Genomic DNA, 17,151 nt, shown 5'->3' on the forward strand with positions numbered 1-17,151 from the left:
AAATTGGGGGGAGCTGAGTCAGTCACATGCCCGATTCCGAAGCACTTCTCTCCGCGCCGGCGCGAGAGCGTTCCGACGCCCTGACGATGACGGCGGCGGCTCTGGCGGGGACCCTCGATCAGAACGTCGAACACGTGCCCATCTCGTCGCTCGTGCCCGGTTACTCTCCCCGGCTGCGAGGGGAGGACGCCGCGCACGTCGCCCGGCTGGCAGAGCTCGACGACTCGCTTCCGCCGATCCTCGTGGAGCGGTCCACGATGCGGGTGATCGACGGCATGCACCGCATCATGGCCGCCTGCGCGAAGGGCCGCGCGACCATCGGGGTGAGGTTCTTCGACGGCGCGGCCGAGGAGGCGTTCCTCCTCGCGGTCCGGTCGAACATGGCGCACGGCCTCCCGCTCTCCCGGGAGGACCGCTGGGCCGCGGCGGAGCGCATCCTCGCCCAATGGCCGCACCTGTCGGACCGGGCGGTGGCACGCACCGCCGGGATCAGCCCCCGGACCGTGGCGGCACTGCGGTCCGCCTCGACCGGGGTGACGCCGTACCCGAAGGCCCGCAGGGGCACGGACGGCAAGGTCCGGCCGCTGGACGGCGCGGCGGGCCGCCGGCGGGCCGCCGAACTGCTGACGGAGCGCCCCCACGCCTCACTGCGCGAGGTGGCCCGGCACGTCGGCATCTCACCGGCGACGGTCAGCGACGTCCGCAGACGACTCGCCTCCGGCCGGTCCCCCGTACCGGAACGGGACGGGAAACGGCCGGCCGCCGCCGAGAGCCGTGCGAGCACGCGGGACGGCGCGGCCGGGGAGACCGTGAGTGTGGTCCGCCCGGTCCGCCCGGCCGGCGACTCGCCGATGGACAAGCTCCTGCGCGACCCGTCGTTGCGGCACAAGGAGAGCGGCCGCCAACTGCTGCGCTGGCTGCAGCGCAGCGCCGTGGAGCGACGGGAACTGCTGATGATGGCCGAGGCGGTGCCCTCGCACTGCACGGACCTGGTGGCCGACCTGGCGAGGAAGTACGCGGACATGTGGGCGGAGTTCGCGCGAGAGGTCGGGGGGTCCGACGACTGAGAGCGCACGCGTGACGTCGTGTCGCCGCCCGGACGGGCGTTCAACCGCCGCGGCCGGGCGGTTGAAGAGGGCTGAGATCGGCAGGCGCCGTTGATCGTGCAGTCGGTGTTCGGCTGCGCGCTGTCGTGGACGGGGAGCGAGTGTCACGGGCTGTGGTCGCGTCCGTCCCGTGGGGTGAAGGCTGCGAGGGCGTCGGCGTCGCTGGGACTCCCTGGCTGTCGGACAGGACGGCTACGCGGTCCGGCATGGTCACCACTGTGAGGCGGAGACAGCCGAGCGGTGTGATCTTTCGCCCGGCGCGCAGTTCAGAGGGCCGTTCAGCCTTGCCGCCGTCGCCGTCGCAGAGAACGCCCAGTACGTACAGCGAGTCGCGCGGGGTGCCGGGCACCACGTTCCCGCCCAGCCCCGCCGCTTGGTCGTTGATCATGTTCAGCCAGGTGGCGCCGCCCCGCCGGCCGAAGTACTTCCGGGCGCCGGGCGCCGGGCGGCCCGGCACCGGCACATGCCTCGAGGACGGCCGGAGCGTCGCACGAGACACGGTCGGCACCGAGCGGAGCGGCCGACCCGTCCCCGCGCCCGGCATCCGGGCGCGCAGAGCGGTGTCTTCGCCGCACTGACGCCCCATGGCCGGGCCGGTGCGGCCTTCGGGCCCGGCCGGGGGGTTCGGCGGTGCCCCGCAACGGTGTTGACGGGCCCCGGCCGTCTCCCTACGGTCGCTCGCGGCCGTCCCACCACCCACCCCGCCACCCACCGAAAGGCCGATGCCTCATGCGCAGACGCATCCGCGCACTGCTGAGTCTGCCCCTCACGGTTCTCGTCTCCGTTCTCGCACCGGCGCCCGCCGCGCACGGCGCGACGGACATCCCCATCGGCACCTGGGCGGCCTCGCCCACCGCTGTGCCCGCCACCGACTCCACGGTGTACGAGGACCAGACGCTGCGGCAGAAGGTGCACCTGTCCGTCGCCGGGGACAGCGTGCGCGTGCGCTTCACCAACGAGTTCGGTACGACGCCGCTGACGATCGGCGAGGCGCATGCCGCCCGCCCGGCGGCGGACGGTCCCGCGACGGCCGTCGATCCCGGCACCGACCGGGTGCTGCGCTTCGGCGGCAGCTCGTCGACGACGCTCGAGCCGGGCACACAGCGCTGGAGCGACCCGGTCGAGCTGCCGACGACCGCGGGCGGCGACCTCGTGATCAGCCTGTATCTGCCGCAGCGCACTCCCGCCGACACCGTGCACTCGGCGGCGTACCAGCGCAGTTACGTGGCGGACGGCGATGTCACGGGCAAGCCCGACCTCGTACCGGTCTCGACCACCACGTCGTGGCACTTCCTGTCGGGCGTGGCCGTCGACAGCGGCAGCGGCAGGGCGGATTCGGCGCTGGTGACGCTCGGCGACTCCATCACCGACGGCGAACGCACCGAGGTCGGCGCCGACCACCGCTGGCCCGACCTGCTCGCCGAACGGCTGCGTCGGGACGAGCGGCTGGCCGGCACAGGCGTCGTGAACGCCGGCATCGGCGGCAACCGCCTGCTGCGGGACCCGAACCCGGACCCGGGTTCGCCCGCCGAGACCTTCGCCGCGTACTTCGGTGAGAGCGGTCTGAAGAGGTTCGACCGGGACGTCCTGGGGCAGCCCGGGGCACGTGCCGTCACCGTACTCCTCGGAGTCAACGACCTGGGCCAGCCGGGCAGCGCCGCGCCCGCCTCCGAGGAGGTGACGGCAGCCGAACTCATCGACGGGTACCAGCAGCTGATCCGGCGCGCCCACCGGAACGGCCTGGAGATCTTCGGCGCGACGATCCTGCCCTTCGAGGGCGACACCCTCGGCTACCACACCCCGCAGCGGGAGTCGACACGGCAGGCCGTCAACGACTGGATCCGCACGAGCGGCGCGTTCGACGGAGTGGTGGACTTCGACGCCGCGGTCCGCGACCCCGGCCGGCCCGGCCGGCTGCTCCCCGTGTACGACAGCGGAGACGGTCTGCACCCCAACGACGCGGGCATGGCGGCGATGGCCCAGGCGTTCCCGCTGTGCCTCCTGCGCTGAGCGGAACACGCAGCGTACGGCACCGGCCGGGCCGCCTCCGCGCGCCCGGTCACCGGCCCCGCGTTCAGCGCACCTCGAACTCCGCCGCACCACCCCTCGAGGCCCGCCGGAGCGGGGTGGCGTCCCGGGCGCACCCGGGGTTTGACTGGGTGACATGGCTGGACTCGCGCGATCCTCCTGGCGTTCGGCCCCGTTCGGGCGCCGGCTGCAACAGATCGAGAACCTCCTGCAGGCCGGCCACCCGCACCGGGCCGCGGCCCACTGCGCCGGTCTGCAACACCGCGCCGCCCAGGCCGGATGTCCCGCCTGGGCCGTCACGTTCGGCGCACTGCGCGCCGAAGCCCTCCTGCGGCAGGGCGACCCGGCCGCGGCGGAGCAGCACGCCACCGCCGCCCTCCGTACGGCCGCGCCCCTGGGCCCGGCCCACCGCCTGCGGCCCGCCGCGGTCCTCGCCGAGACCCTGACCGCCCAGGGCCGCCTGTCCGAAGCCGCCCACTTCCTGCACCTCGACCAGCCCGCCGACGACGGCCCTTCCGCCCCCGGCCCCCACCACGCCCACGTCCTCGCCCACCTCCGCGCGCAGGGGAGCCACCACCTGGCCGCACGGCGTCACCGCGCGGCCCTCGCCGTGTTCCTGGACATCGGCAGACGGGTCCGCCGCCACGGCCCCGGCCGCGCGCCCGCGGTCGCCTGGCGCATCGGTGCCGCGGAAGCGCTGCTGGCGCTCGGCCGCCCGGACACCGCCGCCGCGCTGCTGGCCGAGCAGCTCACCACCGCCGGCCCGACGGGACCGCGGGACCGCGGCACGGCCCTGCGTCTGCGGGCCGCCACCGAGAGCCCCGCCCGCAGACCGGCGACCCTCGCCCAGGCCGTCGCGCTGCTGCGCGTCTCGGGCGACCGTCTGGAACTCGCCCGCGCCTACACCGACCTCGGCCGCGCCGCGCACCTGCTCGGCGACTCCCACCTCGCTACCGCGTTCGGGGAACGCGCCCGCCATCTGACCGAGACCTGCGGCGTCGTAGCCGCACGCCCGCACCCGGTGCCGGCCGCCGCCCTGCCCGGCACTCCCGCCGCCGCACGGTGACTCCCGCGCACCGCATGCCGCCCAGGCACGGCGACCGCGACCACGACCACGACCACGTCAGCGCACGTCGGCGGGGTCCGGGGCGGACGGGGGCGCCGGCGCGGGTCACCGCCGCGCTGATCGCGGCCAGGGGGCCCGACTGCCGGCGGATGGTGCTGCCGCGGGGACGAGACGGGGCGTCGGATCCCGCACCGGAAAACCCGCTTGCCCTCACCACCGCCACCATGACAGCATCCCTAATGCAACCGTTGTCGTATTAAAGAAGCGGTGGTGGTCATGCTCATCCGGGGCGCTCACCCGACTCCGCGGCCCACCGGGGCCGTTCCCCTCACGAACGCCGTCATGGAGCACCCCCTTGCCCACGCAGATCAGCGCCCGCGTCGTCAGCAAGTCGTACCAAGGCCGGCTCGTCCTCGACTCCGTCACCTGCACCCTCACCACGGGTGAACGCACCGGCGTCATCGGGGAGAACGGATCGGGCAAAACCACCCTGCTGCGCCTGCTCGCCCAGGTGGAACAGCCCGACAGCGGCGAGACGACCGTCCAGGCGGACGGCGGCGTCGGCCACCTCCCCCAGGACGGCGGGCTCCCCGCGGACCACACCGTCCGGCAGGCCGTCGACGACGCCCCGAGTGAGCTGCGCGCCATCGAACGCCGGCTGCGCGACCTCGAGACCGCCATGGCCGACGGAGTCCTCACCGAGGCCGACGGGGTCCTCACCGAGGACGGGGACCTGCTGACCGCCTTCGAGCTGCGCGGCGGCTACGAGGCCGGCGCCCGCGTCGAACGCGCCCTGCACGGCCTCGGCCTCGGCCACCTGCCCCGCGACCGCGCCATCGGCGATCTCTCCGGCGGCGAACAGGTCCGCCCGCGCCTGGCCGCCCTCCTCGCCGCCTCGCCTGAGGTGCTGCTCCTGGACGAGCCCACCAACCACCTCGACGCGAACGCCCTCACCTGGCTCGAGGACCACCTGCGCACCCGGCGCGGCACCACCGTCGCGGTCTCCCACGACCGCGCCTTCCTCGACCGGGTCGCCACCACCCTGCTGGAGGCCGACGGCGACCGCCGCACCGTCACCCGCTACGGCAACGGCTACGCCGGCTACCTCACCGAGAAGGCGGCGGCCCGGCAGCGCTGGGCGCAGGAACACGCCTGCTGGGAGGCCGACGTGGCCACCCTGCGCGAGACCGCGGCGACCGCGGCCCGCCGCGTCGCCCCCGGCCGCGCCGCCACCGACAACAACAAGATGGCCTACGACCGTGCGGCCGGCCGCGTCCAGCAGTCCCTCGCCGGCCGGGTGCGCAACGCGGAGGAACGCCTCAGGCGCCTGCTCGCCGACCCCGTGCCGGCACCGCCCGAGCCCCTGCGCTTCACCCCCGTCCTGCGCTCCGGCCGGCTCACCGGCACGGTGCTGGACACCGCCGGCGTCACCGTCACCGGCCGCCTGCCCGCCACCGACCTCACCGTCAAGGCGGGCGACCGCCTCCTGATCACCGGCGGCAACGGCACCGGCAAGAGCACCCTGCTCCGCGTCCTGGCCGGCGACATCGCCCCCGGCACCGGCCGGGTCACCCGCCGCGGCCGGATCGGTCGCCTCCCGCAGGAACACGCCCCGGGCCGCCCCGGCGAAACGCTCCTCCAGGCCTACGCGCGCGGCCTCCCGGGCCCCCCGAGGACCATGCCGAACGCCTGCTCCCGCTGGGCCTGTTCACCCTCGACCGCCTCACGGACCGGGTCACCGGCCTCTCCACCGGCCAGCGCCAGCGCCTGGCCCTGGCCCGTCTGCCGAGCCGCCCCAGCGACGTCCTCCTCCTGGACGAGCCCACCAACCGCCTCTCCCCGTCCCTCGTCGAAGACCTGGAGGAAGCCCTGACCGCCTGCCCCGGCACCTTGCTCCTGGTCTCCCACGACCGCCGCCTGCGTGCCCGCTGGCCGGGCGACCACATGGCCCTCCCACCGCGGGACGCGGCGCCGTCCCCGACCCCTGAGACCCGGCGCGGCCGCCGCCCCGGCAGCCACGCCGCCCCCCACCCACGACAAAGAACAGGAGCCGGTACATGACCGACACACCCGCACCGAAGAACGAGAAGGAAACCGCCGACGCGGAGGCCAAGCGCAAGTTCCAGGAGGCCCTGGAACGCAAGGCCGGCCTCAGCCGGTCCCAGCAGGCACACCAGGACGGCCGCCAGAAGATCAAGGGCTTCAGCGGCCCCAAGGGACAGAACCGCAAGTTCCGCCGCAAATCCGGCTGACCGGAGAGTCGCGCCGCGAGTGCGACCACTCCCGTGTCTCCACGGGCAGGCCGGCGCCCGCCGCGCTCACCGGGCGGGCGCCGGCGCCCGCCGCCTGCTCGATGAGCGGGGGGGCTGGAAGTGGCGGAGGTCCTTGCCGTTCCCGGCGCGGGCGGGCATCCGCCCCTGCTCGGCCGCGGGGCGGGACCACGGGTCCGGGACCGTCAGCCGTCGCCGGTCGGCGGGGGCCCGGTGAAGGCGCCGGCGGACGCGGCGAGGGCGGCGGTCGCGGCCGCCTGGTCGGGCAGGTCCGGTTCGGGTGGCGTGCGCAGGAGCACCAACTGGTGGTAGATGGGCGCGGTGGCGGCGATGAGCAGGCGCCGGGCGTCGGTGTGCGGAGGGAGTTCGCCGCGCCGGACGGCCCGGCCGACGACGATCTCGCAGCGGGCGTACCGGTCCTCCCAGAGCCGCCGTTGGGCGAGGGCGGCCTGCTCGGAGCGGAACGAGGCGGCGATCAGGGCCGCCGCGACCGGCGGCCGGGCGGTCAGCGCGTCCTGGATCTCATGATTCAGCCTCGCCAGGTCCCCTCTGAGGGAGCCGGTGTCCGGAGGCTGCCAGGCGTCGTCGCCCACCGCGTCCAGCACGTCGGCGAGCAGGCCGCCGACGTCTCCCCAGCGCCGGTACACCGTCGCGCGGTGCACACCGGCACGGGCGGCGACGGCCTCCATGGTGAGCCCGTCATAACCGTGCTCACCGAGTTCCCCGAGGACCGCGTCGAGCACCTGCGTACGGATACGGGCGGTACGGCCGCCGGGGCGGCGCCGGGCCGACGGGGCCGGTGGGGCCGGTGGGGCGTTCTCCGGTCGTGATGCTGAGGAAGTCATCGCTGGTGTCCGGTTGCTCAGTGGGGCGGCGTCACGCCAGTATCTTAATGCATCAGTTGTCGCACTAGTGGAGTCGCCGATGCTCTTCCGAAGCGTTCGCCCGGCCCTGCAATCCCCGACGGCCGCCCCGTTCCCGAATGCTTCGGAATGCCCGCATGCCCTTACAGATCACCCGGTGCACCGGGCTCGACGTCAGCAACTCCTTCGACGGCAGGCCCGTTCTCGACAGGGAGGCCTCCCCGCTGCACCTGCCGCACCCGCTCGTCGGCCCTGAACGGCCCGTCCGGGAAGAGACCGTCGTCCAGGCCGACGGCGGCGTCGGCCATCCGGCCCCGGACGAGTTGCCGCCATACCCGACCGTCCAGCAGATCGTCGACCGGGCCCTGAGCGAACCGCGCGCCGTCGAACAGCGGATGCGCCGCCCGGAGGCGGCGATGACCGGCGGCGACGAGCCGGGCATCGCCGAGTACGGCGAGCTGTCGACGGTCTTCGGGCTGCGCACCGGCTGCCTCGCCGAGAAGACGGCGGCCCGGCAGCGCTGGGCCCGGGGGCACGACCAGGGGCGGGCCGACGTGGACCGGCTGCGCGACGCCGCCGCGGCCACCGCCCGGCCGGGTGGCCCCCGGCCGGGCGACGAAGGACGGCCACAAGACGGCCCACGACAAGACGGCCCGCGACCGGACGGGCGGCCGGGTGCAGCAGTCACCGGCCGGCCGGCTGCGCATCACCGAGGAACGGCTGCGCCGCCTTCCGGCCGACCCGGTCCCGCCCCCGCCGGAGCCACTGCGCTTCACCCCCGTACCGCGGACCCGTCACCTGCAGAGCGTTGTGCCCGACGCCGGGCGAGACCCTGCCGGCCGCCTTCACGCGCGGCCGGACGGGAGATGTCGCCGAGCACGCCGGACGGCTGCTGCCCCTCGGCCTGTTCCACCGCTACCGGTTCCCGGTGCCGGTCGGCAGGCCGCCGCCGGGCAGCGGCAGCATCTCGCCCCGGTGCGCCCGTCCAGCGAGCCCTCGGAGATCCTGCCGCTCGACGAACCCGCCGACCACCTGTCGCCCGCACCGACGTCCGCCGTCGACGCCTGACGCCCCGGACCCCGAAGACCCCTCGAACCACCCCGAACCCCGAGCCCCCAAGTCCGCGAGCACCGGGGCAAGAAGAAACCCGCAGGAAGGAAACGATGGGTGATTCCACCCGTACCCGCCGACCCGACCGTGCTGCATCCGATGCCCGGGCAGCCGCGCGTGGTGCTGCTGAAACCGCTGGTCACCTCACCGCTGATCGAGGTCGGGGAGTTCTCGTACCACGACGATCCGGATGATCCGACCGCGTTCGAGACCCGCAACGTGCTGTATCACTACGGGCCGGAAAGACTGCTCATCGGGAAGTTCTGCGCACTAGCCGAGGGCGTGCGGTTCATCATGAACGGCGCCAACCACCGCATGGACGGAGCCTCGACGTTCCCCTTTCCGATCATGGGCGGTTCCTGGGCCGAGCACGCGGACCTCATCACCGGCCTGCCCGGACGGGGCGACACGGTGGTGGGCAACGACGTCTGGTTCGGCTACCAGTCCATGGTGATGCCCGGCGTCCGTATCGGCCACGGAGCGATCATCGCCTCCGGGGCCGTCGTCGTCGACGACGGCCCCGACCACGGCATCGCCGGCGGCAACCCCGCCAAGCTGATCCGTCGCCGCTACAGCGACGCCGACATCGACCGCCTCCTGGCCCTGGCCTGGTGGGACTGGCCGCTCCAGCACATCACGGAAAACCTCCGCACGATCATGTCAGGCAGCATCGACGAACTGGAGAAAGCGAGCCCCGGCCAGGGACCCGGCCGACATGAAGCCCACGACATCTGCACCGGTCAGAGCCGTGGGCTTCCGCGGTGCCACTGGGCAGCGGACGGGCTGATCAGCGGACCGGCATGTGAGCGTCCTCCCGGACCGTCCTGGGGCCGCGCCGGTGATCAGGTGCGGCTGAACCCGGAACGTTCCGAATGGCCGGGCGGCAGGGCGAAGTCCCGCCTGACTGTCGCGTAGTACTTCTCGCGAGCGAGGCGCTGATGCTCGAGCAGAGCTCGACCAGCCGTCCGGGTCACCGACCTGATCTCCGACGAAGCGTTCCCTATCGGCGACAGCCCTGGCCCACTCCCGAGCGGCGCCGGCGACAGCAGCGTCACCGAACAGCAGCAGGGCTTCCCAGGCCACGTCCCGGGTCTCCGAAGCACTGCCCGACTGTATGGCTGCTTCCTCCGGCGCCAGCGGGTGAGGGCGCGGGTCGTTGCCGAGGTGGGCCGAGACCCTGAACAAGAGGCTGATTCCGCAGCAGTGTCCTTCGGCTCACACCCAGCGCCCCGAAACCCTGGAAAAGTTGATCAACGAGGCAATCGTCGACACGCCCTGACCCAACGCCGCATCGGGGTCGCAGGGCGCCGAGCAGGCTCCGGTTAGGCCGGAGGCACCAAGCGCGCCCTGCGTTCCTCCAAGCGGCCCGTGCTGCCCCCATCGGCAGGCGTCGGTTGCAGTCGCGGGTGCGGTCGCACCACGACCGGACCGGTATGGCGTGGTCGCGGCAGTAACGGACGGCGTCCGGCAGCCGGCGATGGCCGCCGAGATCGACCGGGTCCGGCGGCGGGGGCACGCCATGAGTGCCCGGGCCGACGTGCCCGGCAGTCACCAGCTCATCGGGCGAATGGACAAGAGGCTGGTTAGCTGATCGCACGGCCGTGAGCGTCGATCGGCGTGGGCAGAGTACACAACCGCTCGGCCAGGCCGTGCGCGGTCGCCCCCTTCGCGGATAGCCGGGCAACGCGCTGCTGCAGCCGTGCAGCCGGCACCCGTTCGAGGACATTGTGTCCGCGCTGGGCGGCGCCCTACGAGCGTCGCGGACTTCGGCCTGAGCGAGGACCAGCAAGGCCACTGCCAAGCCGGGCGTGCCGGGAACGCAGTCGCGACGGAGGAAACGGCGCAGGCCCGGACGCCGGCCGAGCGGCCCAGGATGAGACAGGACTCCGCCCGGTGGAGGGCCAACTCCGCGGAGCCGACGCAGACGGAGCACCCCGGCAGCCTCGGGGCCACGAGGCACGCCGCATCACGCGATCACATGCAAGTAGCAGCCTGCAGTTCTGCCTGCAGGCGACGGGTGACCCTTCGCCACTGACGGGCATGCTCCCTGATGGGAAACCACGCTCCCTCTGTTGGCACATCCAGGTCGCTGAGCTCGTCGAGCGTCCGGCGGAACTGCTCGGTACCGCCTTTCCCATGGCGAGCAGGGGAACGCTGGATGAGGTTGTACAACCGGTGCGCGGCCCGGTAGTAGGCGACCTGGGCCTCACGGAGACGGCGCACCGCGTATCCGCCGCACTTGCTACACGGATCGAATCTCTTGTTGCCCAGCAGTTCTTCGATGGTCACCATGTCGTCCTGACGGTCGACGCCCTCATAGGGGCGCCGGTGTGCGCAACCGGGGGAGTGGGCCCGGCCCTGGTAGCGGCCGGACGCATCCGTGGTGTACGCCTGTACAGACGCCAGCACGCCCAGCGGAAGACCCGATCCGCCGGGCCAGACGTCGTCCGGGTCGGACGCGAAGGGCTCCAGGTCCAGCTGCTCCATCGCCGGCAGACCGTTCCACACGGCCGGTACGAAGGCCCGGCGCGGATAACCCCACTCGTCGTACCCGACCGACTCAAGATCACGCAGATCTGTCACCGACCGCGCCAGCACCAGAGACCTCAGCGCCTGTCCGACGTTCTGCCGCCCTTCGCACAGCCGTACCAGCACTCGCTCACCCTCTGCCACGCTCAGGCTGCGGCCGAACTCCTCGTGCTCCGGGTCGTACACGCGGGGAGACCACACGCTCTCCTCCTCGGCCCCGGCGTGCGGGCTCGCCTCGAACAAAGCGTCGGGCAGGTCGCTGGCGGCGGCGAGGATCACACCCTGCCACCCGGCCGCGCACCGCTGCTGCAGCACACTCAGCGCCACCACTTCCACGCCAGTGCCAACACCCAGTACCGCATACAACTGCTCGGCGTCCGCCCCCGCGACGCTCAGGGCTCGCAGGTGCTCCGGCCTTACCATGCGCCGGCCATGAACCGGGGTGTCGTCAAACACCCCGGGCTGCAGCCCCTCGCCCGCCCCCGGCGCTGCCATGTCAGCCTCACGCCCAGGCGTACCCTCAGCCAGGGCCTCGTAGACGAGCACAGAGGGCTGCGACAGCAGACGGCTGGCCACCACTTCCGGCACCCGAACCGTGACCGCCAACCGCGCGGGCCGCTCCCAGTCCACCGAGACCATGTACGAGGCAAGCACGCCCCGCTCCCACTCACTGACCTTGTCGAAAACAGACGCGCCCCCGCCAGGCCGCGCCGGAGCACCGTCGGCCAGACGTGCGACCAGGACCCGCCCCCTGCAGCCGGCCACGGCCGACCGCGCAGCCGCCTCCCACACGCCCAGAAGCGCCTGAGCCTGCTCCAGCATACGGCCTCGTCCCTTGCGCCGACTGCTCATCCCGCCGGCCAGATGATGGACGAGGTATTCCTGCTCGCGCGGATGATCCCAGCTGCTCTCCACCCGGCTGCGCCACCGCTTCCACAAGGAGATCAGCTCCCTGGCCGCCTCGGCCGACGCACCCAGCAGGGCAAAAGCGGGATCATCGGCAGGGACATCCGGCTCGTCCATAGCCGACACCGCTGCCGCCAGAACAAGAGAGTCCGAGGCGACCAACTGCCCGGCCCGGGCACGCAGCACATGAAGACGATCGGACTTGCGTTGCACCCTCGGTTCGGCCCAGGGCCTGAGCCAGGGAAACAGGTCCAACACCTGGTACACGCGGTGCAGGCTGGTCAGCGCGTCGAGCCACTCGGCGAAGACGGTCTCCCGCACCTGCCGGGCATCCCACAGCTCCTCCCACGCTGCGTCCTCAGCCTCGTCCTCGACGCTGGTGCTGGCCTGCTCCTCGGTGCCCGAGGACACCTTGAGGAGTACAGACGCTGCTTTCCTCACCTCCTCGTCACCGAACGTGTCTTCGTCCCCCTGGCAGCAGCGCTCAAGTTCATACAGCAGTCCCAGGCCGGCGACCGCGTCCAGGAAAAGGGCCAGTCCCGTCCCAGGGCGGGCCCAGGAGCCGTACGCCGCGCACTGAGCACACAGCCGGCTGATCGTCGCAGCCTCCAGCCGCACTTCGAGCTCTGTGACCTGGGCGGAACGCAGATACGAGCACGAGGATTTAGAGTGCAGTTTCGCTTGCTTGCCCTGCGCCGACCACACGGTGACACGAGCACCTTCGAACGGACCGAGCGGCACATCCGGCGTCAGCAGACCGTACGTCATACAACCTCCCGCTGGCGGTGCCGATGAGCCTAGCCGTGGCCACTGACACCGACGAGCGACTGCCTGACAACCCGCCACGCCTCAGCGACCAGGCCTGAGCGACGTACGGCGCACCCCGGACAATGCGGTATCGCTTACGACGGCCTGGGCACGTCGGGTGCCGTCCGCTAAGGCTGCAACGCAGGCAACAGAGCGGCGGCACCGTGCTGCGCCAAGGCCTCCCGCGCCGCTGTGATCATGCGGTCCAGGCACTGCTTCAGTTCCGTCAATTCCGGGGGAATGCTGACCGTCTCACCGTGAGCGGCGAACTCGGCCATAATGTCGCTCTCCACGACGGAATGGACGCGAGCGTGCATTGCGGAGATGACGTCCATTACGTGATCGGCCGCCTCGACGACTTTCTCGGGCCCCTCCAGCGCCACTTGAGCTCTGACACGCTCCAACTATTCGATAAACTCCTCGTCTTCGAGGGCCAGAAATAGACGACCGTACCCGTCACCGGGCCCATCGCTCCATGCCGCAATCAGCTTGGCGCGCATTCGGTGCACCGTGGCGACGAAGTCACCGTAGACACGCCTGCGCGGTTCCATGGCCTGAAACAGGTGGGCCGACTGCAGCTGCCCTGCCATGAGTACGTGCTGGGCCTGGGTCTGCTCACGCTGGCTCCTGCGACTCCACGAAGCGCTCAGCAGCGCCGGAACACCGGCCAGAACTCCGCCTGCGACTGCACCCAACCACTCCGGCCCACTGCTCATTCATGCGGCCATCATCGCTCATCCAGTTTCGGCCACTATCGCCCACGTGTTGGCATCGGCTTCCGGAAGGAGAGGACAAGCAAGGCGGCGCAGACGATCGATGTCGCCAGCCTCGATCATTGGAGGCAGGGATCATGCCCGTTGCGCCGGGAAGGACACGCTGCCGCCGGAGGACGTCATGCCGAGGAAGGGCACCTCGCCGCCGGAGAGCGTTGCGCGGTGGAAGGGCACGGCGCCACCGTGGAAGTCCGCGCCGTTGAAGGACACCGTGCCGCGATGACGCCCGTGAGGTCGAGGTCGCAGCCTTCCCAGGACTGTACGGTGACCACCACCGTGTGGCAGCTGATCAGATCGGGCCGGCTGGCAGGCCAGGGGTCCGGCGGAGATACGCGCAGAACTCCGGCGCCCGGCCCGCACGGATCAGCACGGGAATCCAGCTCCGGGCCCGCGGGTGCCGTGCTGTCCGCCCTGGACAAGGCGCTCGGCGTGGCCGACGGCGTCGGAACTCACCGCCGAGCACTGCGGCGACTGGCTCGGAATTCTGTTGCGCTTCACCGTCAGTCAGCCCGTAGCGTGTCTGCCCGCCCTCGGAGGTGAGGCGGTGTCGCCAAGGGACTGCGGTATATCAGCTGGGCAGCCACAAGCCGGTGTTGTTCGTGTGCATAGCGGTCAGCCATGCTTGTACTGCTTCACGATTGATCTCTTCGACGGGGTAGTTGCGCGTGCGGACCACCTCACGAGCGCCGGGTGACCAGTCGACGGTGGCCACCAAGAGTCCGGTACGGGCCTTCTCCCAGGCGACATCGGCGGCGAGAGCCTTGACCACCACCTTGCTGATCTTGCGGCGCTCACGCTTGCACTGCACGATCACCAGGGGTGGGGATTCGCCATCGGTGGCAGGACCGGATTCCCAGAGCCTGATGTCGACGCCGTTGTCGTTGCAGCCCGGGCCGAGCTCGACGCGGAAGCCTGACCGGTGAAAGTGCTCGGCCACCAGGGCCTCGAACTTCCGCCAGTGGATAGCGGCGAGTTCTTCGTAGTTGCTGACCAGGAAAGGGACGAACCGCTGGTCGAAGAACCGGCCGTAGGAGGCTGTCACTGAGTCCGAGGTGAACAGGTCGGCCAGCTTCACGACATCGCTCCATTCGACGGTACGCGCCCACCTCTTCCATGGGTTGGAAGCATCCCGGAAGTCCTCTACCTCGAAGACGGCGTCCATGGCTGAAGCAAGGGCATCTCCGTGCCAGCGATGGGCTGTCTCACGCAACCGGCGGCGCACATCTGGTGGCTGAGTATCCATCTGCATAAAGCGCAGCAGCTCCCGACCCCGTTCCTCCACCGCGTCGAGCGACGCCCACTCTTGCTCGGTGCCCAAGGCGAGCACGGTGTCGATGAAACCGAGCACCTGCCACGCCAGTTCTTCGTCCTGCAGCCGGTCGCGTACTCGGTCGGCGAGGGATCTCATGGCGTGCAGCGCACCGGGCTGGACGAAGGAGTCCGCCACGCAGCGACTCATGATTTCGTAGGCTTCACTACGCATCCGCACTGTCCCCGCCTCGCGCGGCGGATACAAGTGCCAGTAGCCGTGGCGCCGGAGACTGGCCAGGATGTCGGATTCCATGATGGCCAGTCCTGCCCTGTAACCGACCATCTCGGTCAGTCGTTCGGCAACGAGGCGTCGGCTGGTGGGGAAGGCTCCCATGAGATCTCCCGGTGGGGAGGGCGATCGGGTGGACCGGCTCTGCTGGGGGGCGGAGGCGGTGTTTCCAGGTGGTGGCGTCTTCGACGTAGCCGTGCGGAGGCCGGGCGGCGAACCTGCTCATGATTGGGTACCCAGGGCTCGTAAGGCAGGTGGCCGTCGGTGCCTTGATGAGCCGACGCCCAGCAGTCGGCTGCGCGTGCAGCCTATTGGCGAGCCGGGGCCGGAAGCCGTCGTCAGCGGTCCTGCGGGCGTGGGCCTTGCACGGATCCGCTCTCAGCGGAGTTCCGCGCCTGTCAAGGCGTGGTTGCTGGCCGCGGCAAGTGGCGAGCTCCACGGCGGTGCCCGGGCCAGCGGCGTGCAAGCCGCTGGCCCGGCCACCATGCCTGCACGGCGGCATCAGGATCGGTCGCCAGCTGGAGTTCCGTCGTCGGCCCGGCTGGCGTCGCCGATGGCCTCGGCGTTCTGATCGTCGGCCAATGAGCTGCGGCGGTATTGGGGGTGGTCGAGGTCCATTTGCTGTGCGGCGTGGAGGGGGGACGGGGTAGCGGGTACGGTTGGCCCAGGCCAGGGGCTGGTGGCAGAGGCGGGCTGCGGCCAGCGCGAGGGACTGAGGCTCTATCAGGACCGCGTTGTGTTTCGCGCCGGTGTCAGCGGTGATGATGGGGTAGATCTCGGTGGCGGTCATGCTGTACCAGTTGGGGCGGACTTCGTTCTTGCTCCGGTTGACGGAGTCGCTGGAGCCGTGGCTGGCACTCCAGCGGGTGATGGCTTCTCCGAGGCGGCCGGCTCCGGCGCCGTCCGCAGTCGGGACATACACGCTCGTGCCCTCCAGCAACGCCCGGGCCCGCGCATCCCCAGAACTCTGGCCCGGGACAGCCGGCGCGGTCAGGACATTCCAAAACTCCGGCCACACCGTCCCAAGGACGAGCACCGGCCCCCTCGTGCTGTCCTGCAGCAACGCCCGCAGACCAACCGCCACCTGCCCGGCGCACGCCCCAGCCTGCTCGCCCACGTACCACTGCAGCTCATTCAGCCAGATCGCGGTACGCCCAGCGATCCCCTCCGCCGGCGCGTTCACCAGTGCCTGGGCGGGCGACGGATCGAGCGGATGCCACAGCCTCCACCCGGCCGGTGGCTCGGCCACCGCCTCCCAGCACGCCCTCGTCTTGCCCGAGGACGATTCACCGACCAGCACCACCATCCGGCTCGCGCCCCCACCGGCCTGTCCCACCACCGAGCGCAGAACCTCATCGTGGGCACGCCGCACATACAGCGGCAGCACCCCCGGCACCGCCGCCGTCACATCGACGGGCCGATGCACTTCCCACTCACCGAACGCCTCCTCATCCCGCAGCTCGGCCACGAACCGGCCACGGACAGGCACCTGCTCCTCGGGAGCGTCCGCCACCCGACGGCCGGGACGGCCACCGCGCTGCTGCCGCCGTTCCTCAACCGCCGCTTCCCACAACCTCGCCCACCCTGCAGGAGCACCCCCACGGCCCGCCTGACGAGCCTGCCGGGCGAGACCGACGACCAGGAACTGCACCACCAGCTGCTGAGACGGCACAGACCGGCCCGCCAGCCAATCACTCAACGAGGACGTATTCAGCACAACGGGCGGCTGCTGCAACCTGCCCTGACGCACCAGCGCCGACAGGGTGGGCGCACCCACCCTCTCGTACAGGGCCTTCAGCATGGCCGCGAAAACCCGCACAGCCGTGCCCTGTTTCACTGCACCCCTCCCCGCACCATCCGCCTACCCACGCACCGGAAAACCCGCCGCATTGAGCTGACCTCGGTTTCGTGGAGTCCTTGAAGCCAGGCTTATGGTCCTGGCCCGAAGGAGAACCACGAGCTGTGCCAGCACCGCGTAAGTACCTGGACGAGCTCCGTGAGCGGGCCGTCCGTGAGGTCCGCACCAGCGGACGCCCGGTCGCGCATGTCGCCCGGGACCTCGGCGTCCGCAAAGAAGCCCTGCGGCAGTGGGTGCGCCAGGCCGGGGCCGACACCGGGGAGCGCGACGACCGGCTGACCACTGCCGAGCGCGA

At 71.5% G+C, this 17,151-nt stretch carries 13 protein-coding genes and 3 pseudogenes; 8 read left to right on the forward strand and 8 right to left on the reverse strand.

The window, feature by feature from the left end:
• The first annotated feature begins 26 nt into the window (after window positions 1-26).
• Entirely contained in the window at window positions 27-1,067 is a 1,041-nt protein-coding gene (locus ABZ340_RS26535; protein ID WP_358784341.1) for a transcriptional regulator, read from the forward strand.
• A 310-nt stretch (window positions 1,068-1,377) separates the two neighbouring features.
• On the opposite strand, the pseudogene ABZ340_RS26540 reads toward ABZ340_RS26535, so the two are convergent.
• Window positions 1,378-1,533, reverse strand: a pseudogene (locus ABZ340_RS26540) (Tn3 family transposase); the annotation flags it as partial.
• A gap of 302 nt (window positions 1,534-1,835) precedes the next feature.
• Here ABZ340_RS26540 and ABZ340_RS26545 point away from each other — a divergent pair.
• The 5 genes from ABZ340_RS26545 to ABZ340_RS26565 all read left to right on the forward strand — a co-directional run bounded on the left by ABZ340_RS26545 (window position 1,836) and on the right by ABZ340_RS26565 (window position 6,452).
• Window positions 1,836-3,116: an SGNH/GDSL hydrolase family protein gene (locus ABZ340_RS26545; RefSeq protein WP_358784342.1), complete on the forward strand. Its 1,281-nt coding sequence runs from the start codon at window positions 1,836-1,838 to the stop codon at window positions 3,114-3,116.
• Window positions 3,117-3,270: 154 nt separating this feature from the next.
• Entirely contained in the window at window positions 3,271-4,200 is a 930-nt protein-coding gene (locus ABZ340_RS26550; RefSeq protein WP_358784343.1) for a hypothetical protein, read from the forward strand.
• 355 nt (window positions 4,201-4,555) lie between these two features.
• Window positions 4,556-6,073, forward strand: a complete 1,518-nt coding sequence (locus ABZ340_RS26555) for an ATP-binding cassette domain-containing protein (protein WP_358784344.1) — start codon at window positions 4,556-4,558, stop codon at window positions 6,071-6,073.
• On the forward strand, window positions 5,968-6,261 hold the full coding sequence (locus ABZ340_RS26560; RefSeq protein ID WP_358784354.1) for a hypothetical protein: 294 nt from the start codon (window positions 5,968-5,970) through the stop codon (window positions 6,259-6,261). The genes ABZ340_RS26555 and ABZ340_RS26560 overlap by 106 nt, the downstream gene beginning before the upstream one ends.
• Window positions 6,258-6,452: a DUF5302 domain-containing protein gene (locus ABZ340_RS26565; protein ID WP_358784345.1), complete on the forward strand. Its 195-nt coding sequence runs from the start codon at window positions 6,258-6,260 to the stop codon at window positions 6,450-6,452. Before ABZ340_RS26560 ends, ABZ340_RS26565 begins: the two co-directional genes overlap by 4 nt.
• Before the next feature lie 203 nt (window positions 6,453-6,655).
• Here ABZ340_RS26565 and ABZ340_RS26570 read toward each other — a convergent pair whose 3' ends face one another.
• Together ABZ340_RS26570 and ABZ340_RS26575 are read right to left on the reverse strand one after the other, a co-directional pair.
• The gene (locus tag ABZ340_RS26570) at window positions 6,656-7,315 is read right to left on the reverse strand and encodes a TetR/AcrR family transcriptional regulator (protein WP_358784346.1); all 660 of its coding nucleotides are present in this window, start codon (window positions 7,313-7,315) and stop codon (window positions 6,656-6,658) included.
• A gap of 161 nt (window positions 7,316-7,476) precedes the next feature.
• The gene (locus ABZ340_RS26575; RefSeq protein WP_358784347.1) at window positions 7,477-7,965 is read right to left on the reverse strand and encodes a hypothetical protein; all 489 of its coding nucleotides are present in this window, start codon (window positions 7,963-7,965) and stop codon (window positions 7,477-7,479) included.
• A 538-nt stretch (window positions 7,966-8,503) separates the two neighbouring features.
• Between ABZ340_RS26575 and ABZ340_RS26580 the strand changes: the two are divergent.
• Window positions 8,504-9,139, forward strand: a pseudogene (locus ABZ340_RS26580) (CatB-related O-acetyltransferase); the annotation flags it as partial.
• A gap of 1,278 nt (window positions 9,140-10,417) precedes the next feature.
• Here ABZ340_RS26580 and ABZ340_RS26585 read toward each other — a convergent pair.
• The 5 genes and pseudogenes from ABZ340_RS26585 to ABZ340_RS26605 form a co-directional block, all read right to left on the reverse strand.
• On the reverse strand, window positions 10,418-12,646 hold the full coding sequence (locus ABZ340_RS26585) for a hypothetical protein (protein ID WP_358784348.1): 2,229 nt from the start codon (window positions 12,644-12,646) through the stop codon (window positions 10,418-10,420).
• 167 nt (window positions 12,647-12,813) lie between these two features.
• Window positions 12,814-13,089: a hypothetical protein gene (locus tag ABZ340_RS26590; protein WP_358784349.1), complete on the reverse strand. Its 276-nt coding sequence runs from the start codon at window positions 13,087-13,089 to the stop codon at window positions 12,814-12,816.
• Window positions 13,090-13,401 (reverse strand): hypothetical protein, encoded by a 312-nt coding sequence (locus tag ABZ340_RS26595; RefSeq protein ID WP_358784350.1) that lies wholly within the window; start codon window positions 13,399-13,401, stop codon window positions 13,090-13,092. It abuts the gene before it with no gap.
• A gap of 625 nt (window positions 13,402-14,026) precedes the next feature.
• Entirely contained in the window at window positions 14,027-15,103 is a 1,077-nt protein-coding gene (locus tag ABZ340_RS26600; RefSeq protein WP_358784351.1) for a restriction endonuclease, read from the reverse strand.
• 592 nt (window positions 15,104-15,695) lie between these two features.
• Window positions 15,696-16,799: pseudogene (locus ABZ340_RS26605) on the reverse strand (hypothetical protein); the annotation flags it as partial.
• A 161-nt stretch (window positions 16,800-16,960) separates the two neighbouring features.
• Here ABZ340_RS26605 and ABZ340_RS26610 point away from each other — a divergent pair.
• The coding region (locus tag ABZ340_RS26610; protein WP_358784352.1) for a transposase at window positions 16,961-17,151 on the forward strand (191 nt) is incomplete at its 3' end.

Origin of the sequence: Streptomyces sp. NPDC006134 (genome assembly GCF_040628835.1) — a bacterium.
Lineage (GTDB): Bacteria > Actinomycetota > Actinomycetes > Streptomycetales > Streptomycetaceae > Streptomyces.

What these genes read in the sequence shown, in the direction of transcription:
- ABZ340_RS26535 (WP_358784341.1), top strand. Translation starts at nt 27, where the DNA reads ATGCCCGATTCCGAAGCACTTCTCTCCGCGCCGGCGCGAGAGCGTTCC.
- ABZ340_RS26545 (WP_358784342.1), top strand. Translation starts at nt 1,836, where the DNA reads ATGCGCAGACGCATCCGCGCACTGCTGAGTCTGCCCCTCACGGTTCTC.
- ABZ340_RS26550 (WP_358784343.1), top strand. Translation starts at nt 3,271, where the DNA reads ATGGCTGGACTCGCGCGATCCTCCTGGCGTTCGGCCCCGTTCGGGCGC.
- ABZ340_RS26565 (WP_358784345.1), top strand. Translation starts at nt 6,258, where the DNA reads ATGACCGACACACCCGCACCGAAGAACGAGAAGGAAACCGCCGACGCG.
- ABZ340_RS26570 (WP_358784346.1), bottom strand. Translation starts at nt 7,315, where the DNA reads ATGACTTCCTCAGCATCACGACCGGAGAACGCCCCACCGGCCCCACCG.
- ABZ340_RS26585 (WP_358784348.1), bottom strand. Translation starts at nt 12,646, where the DNA reads ATGACGTACGGTCTGCTGACGCCGGATGTGCCGCTCGGTCCGTTCGAA.
- ABZ340_RS26595 (WP_358784350.1), bottom strand. Translation starts at nt 13,401, where the DNA reads ATGAGCAGTGGGCCGGAGTGGTTGGGTGCAGTCGCAGGCGGAGTTCTG.
- ABZ340_RS26600 (WP_358784351.1), bottom strand. Translation starts at nt 15,103, where the DNA reads ATGGGAGCCTTCCCCACCAGCCGACGCCTCGTTGCCGAACGACTGACC.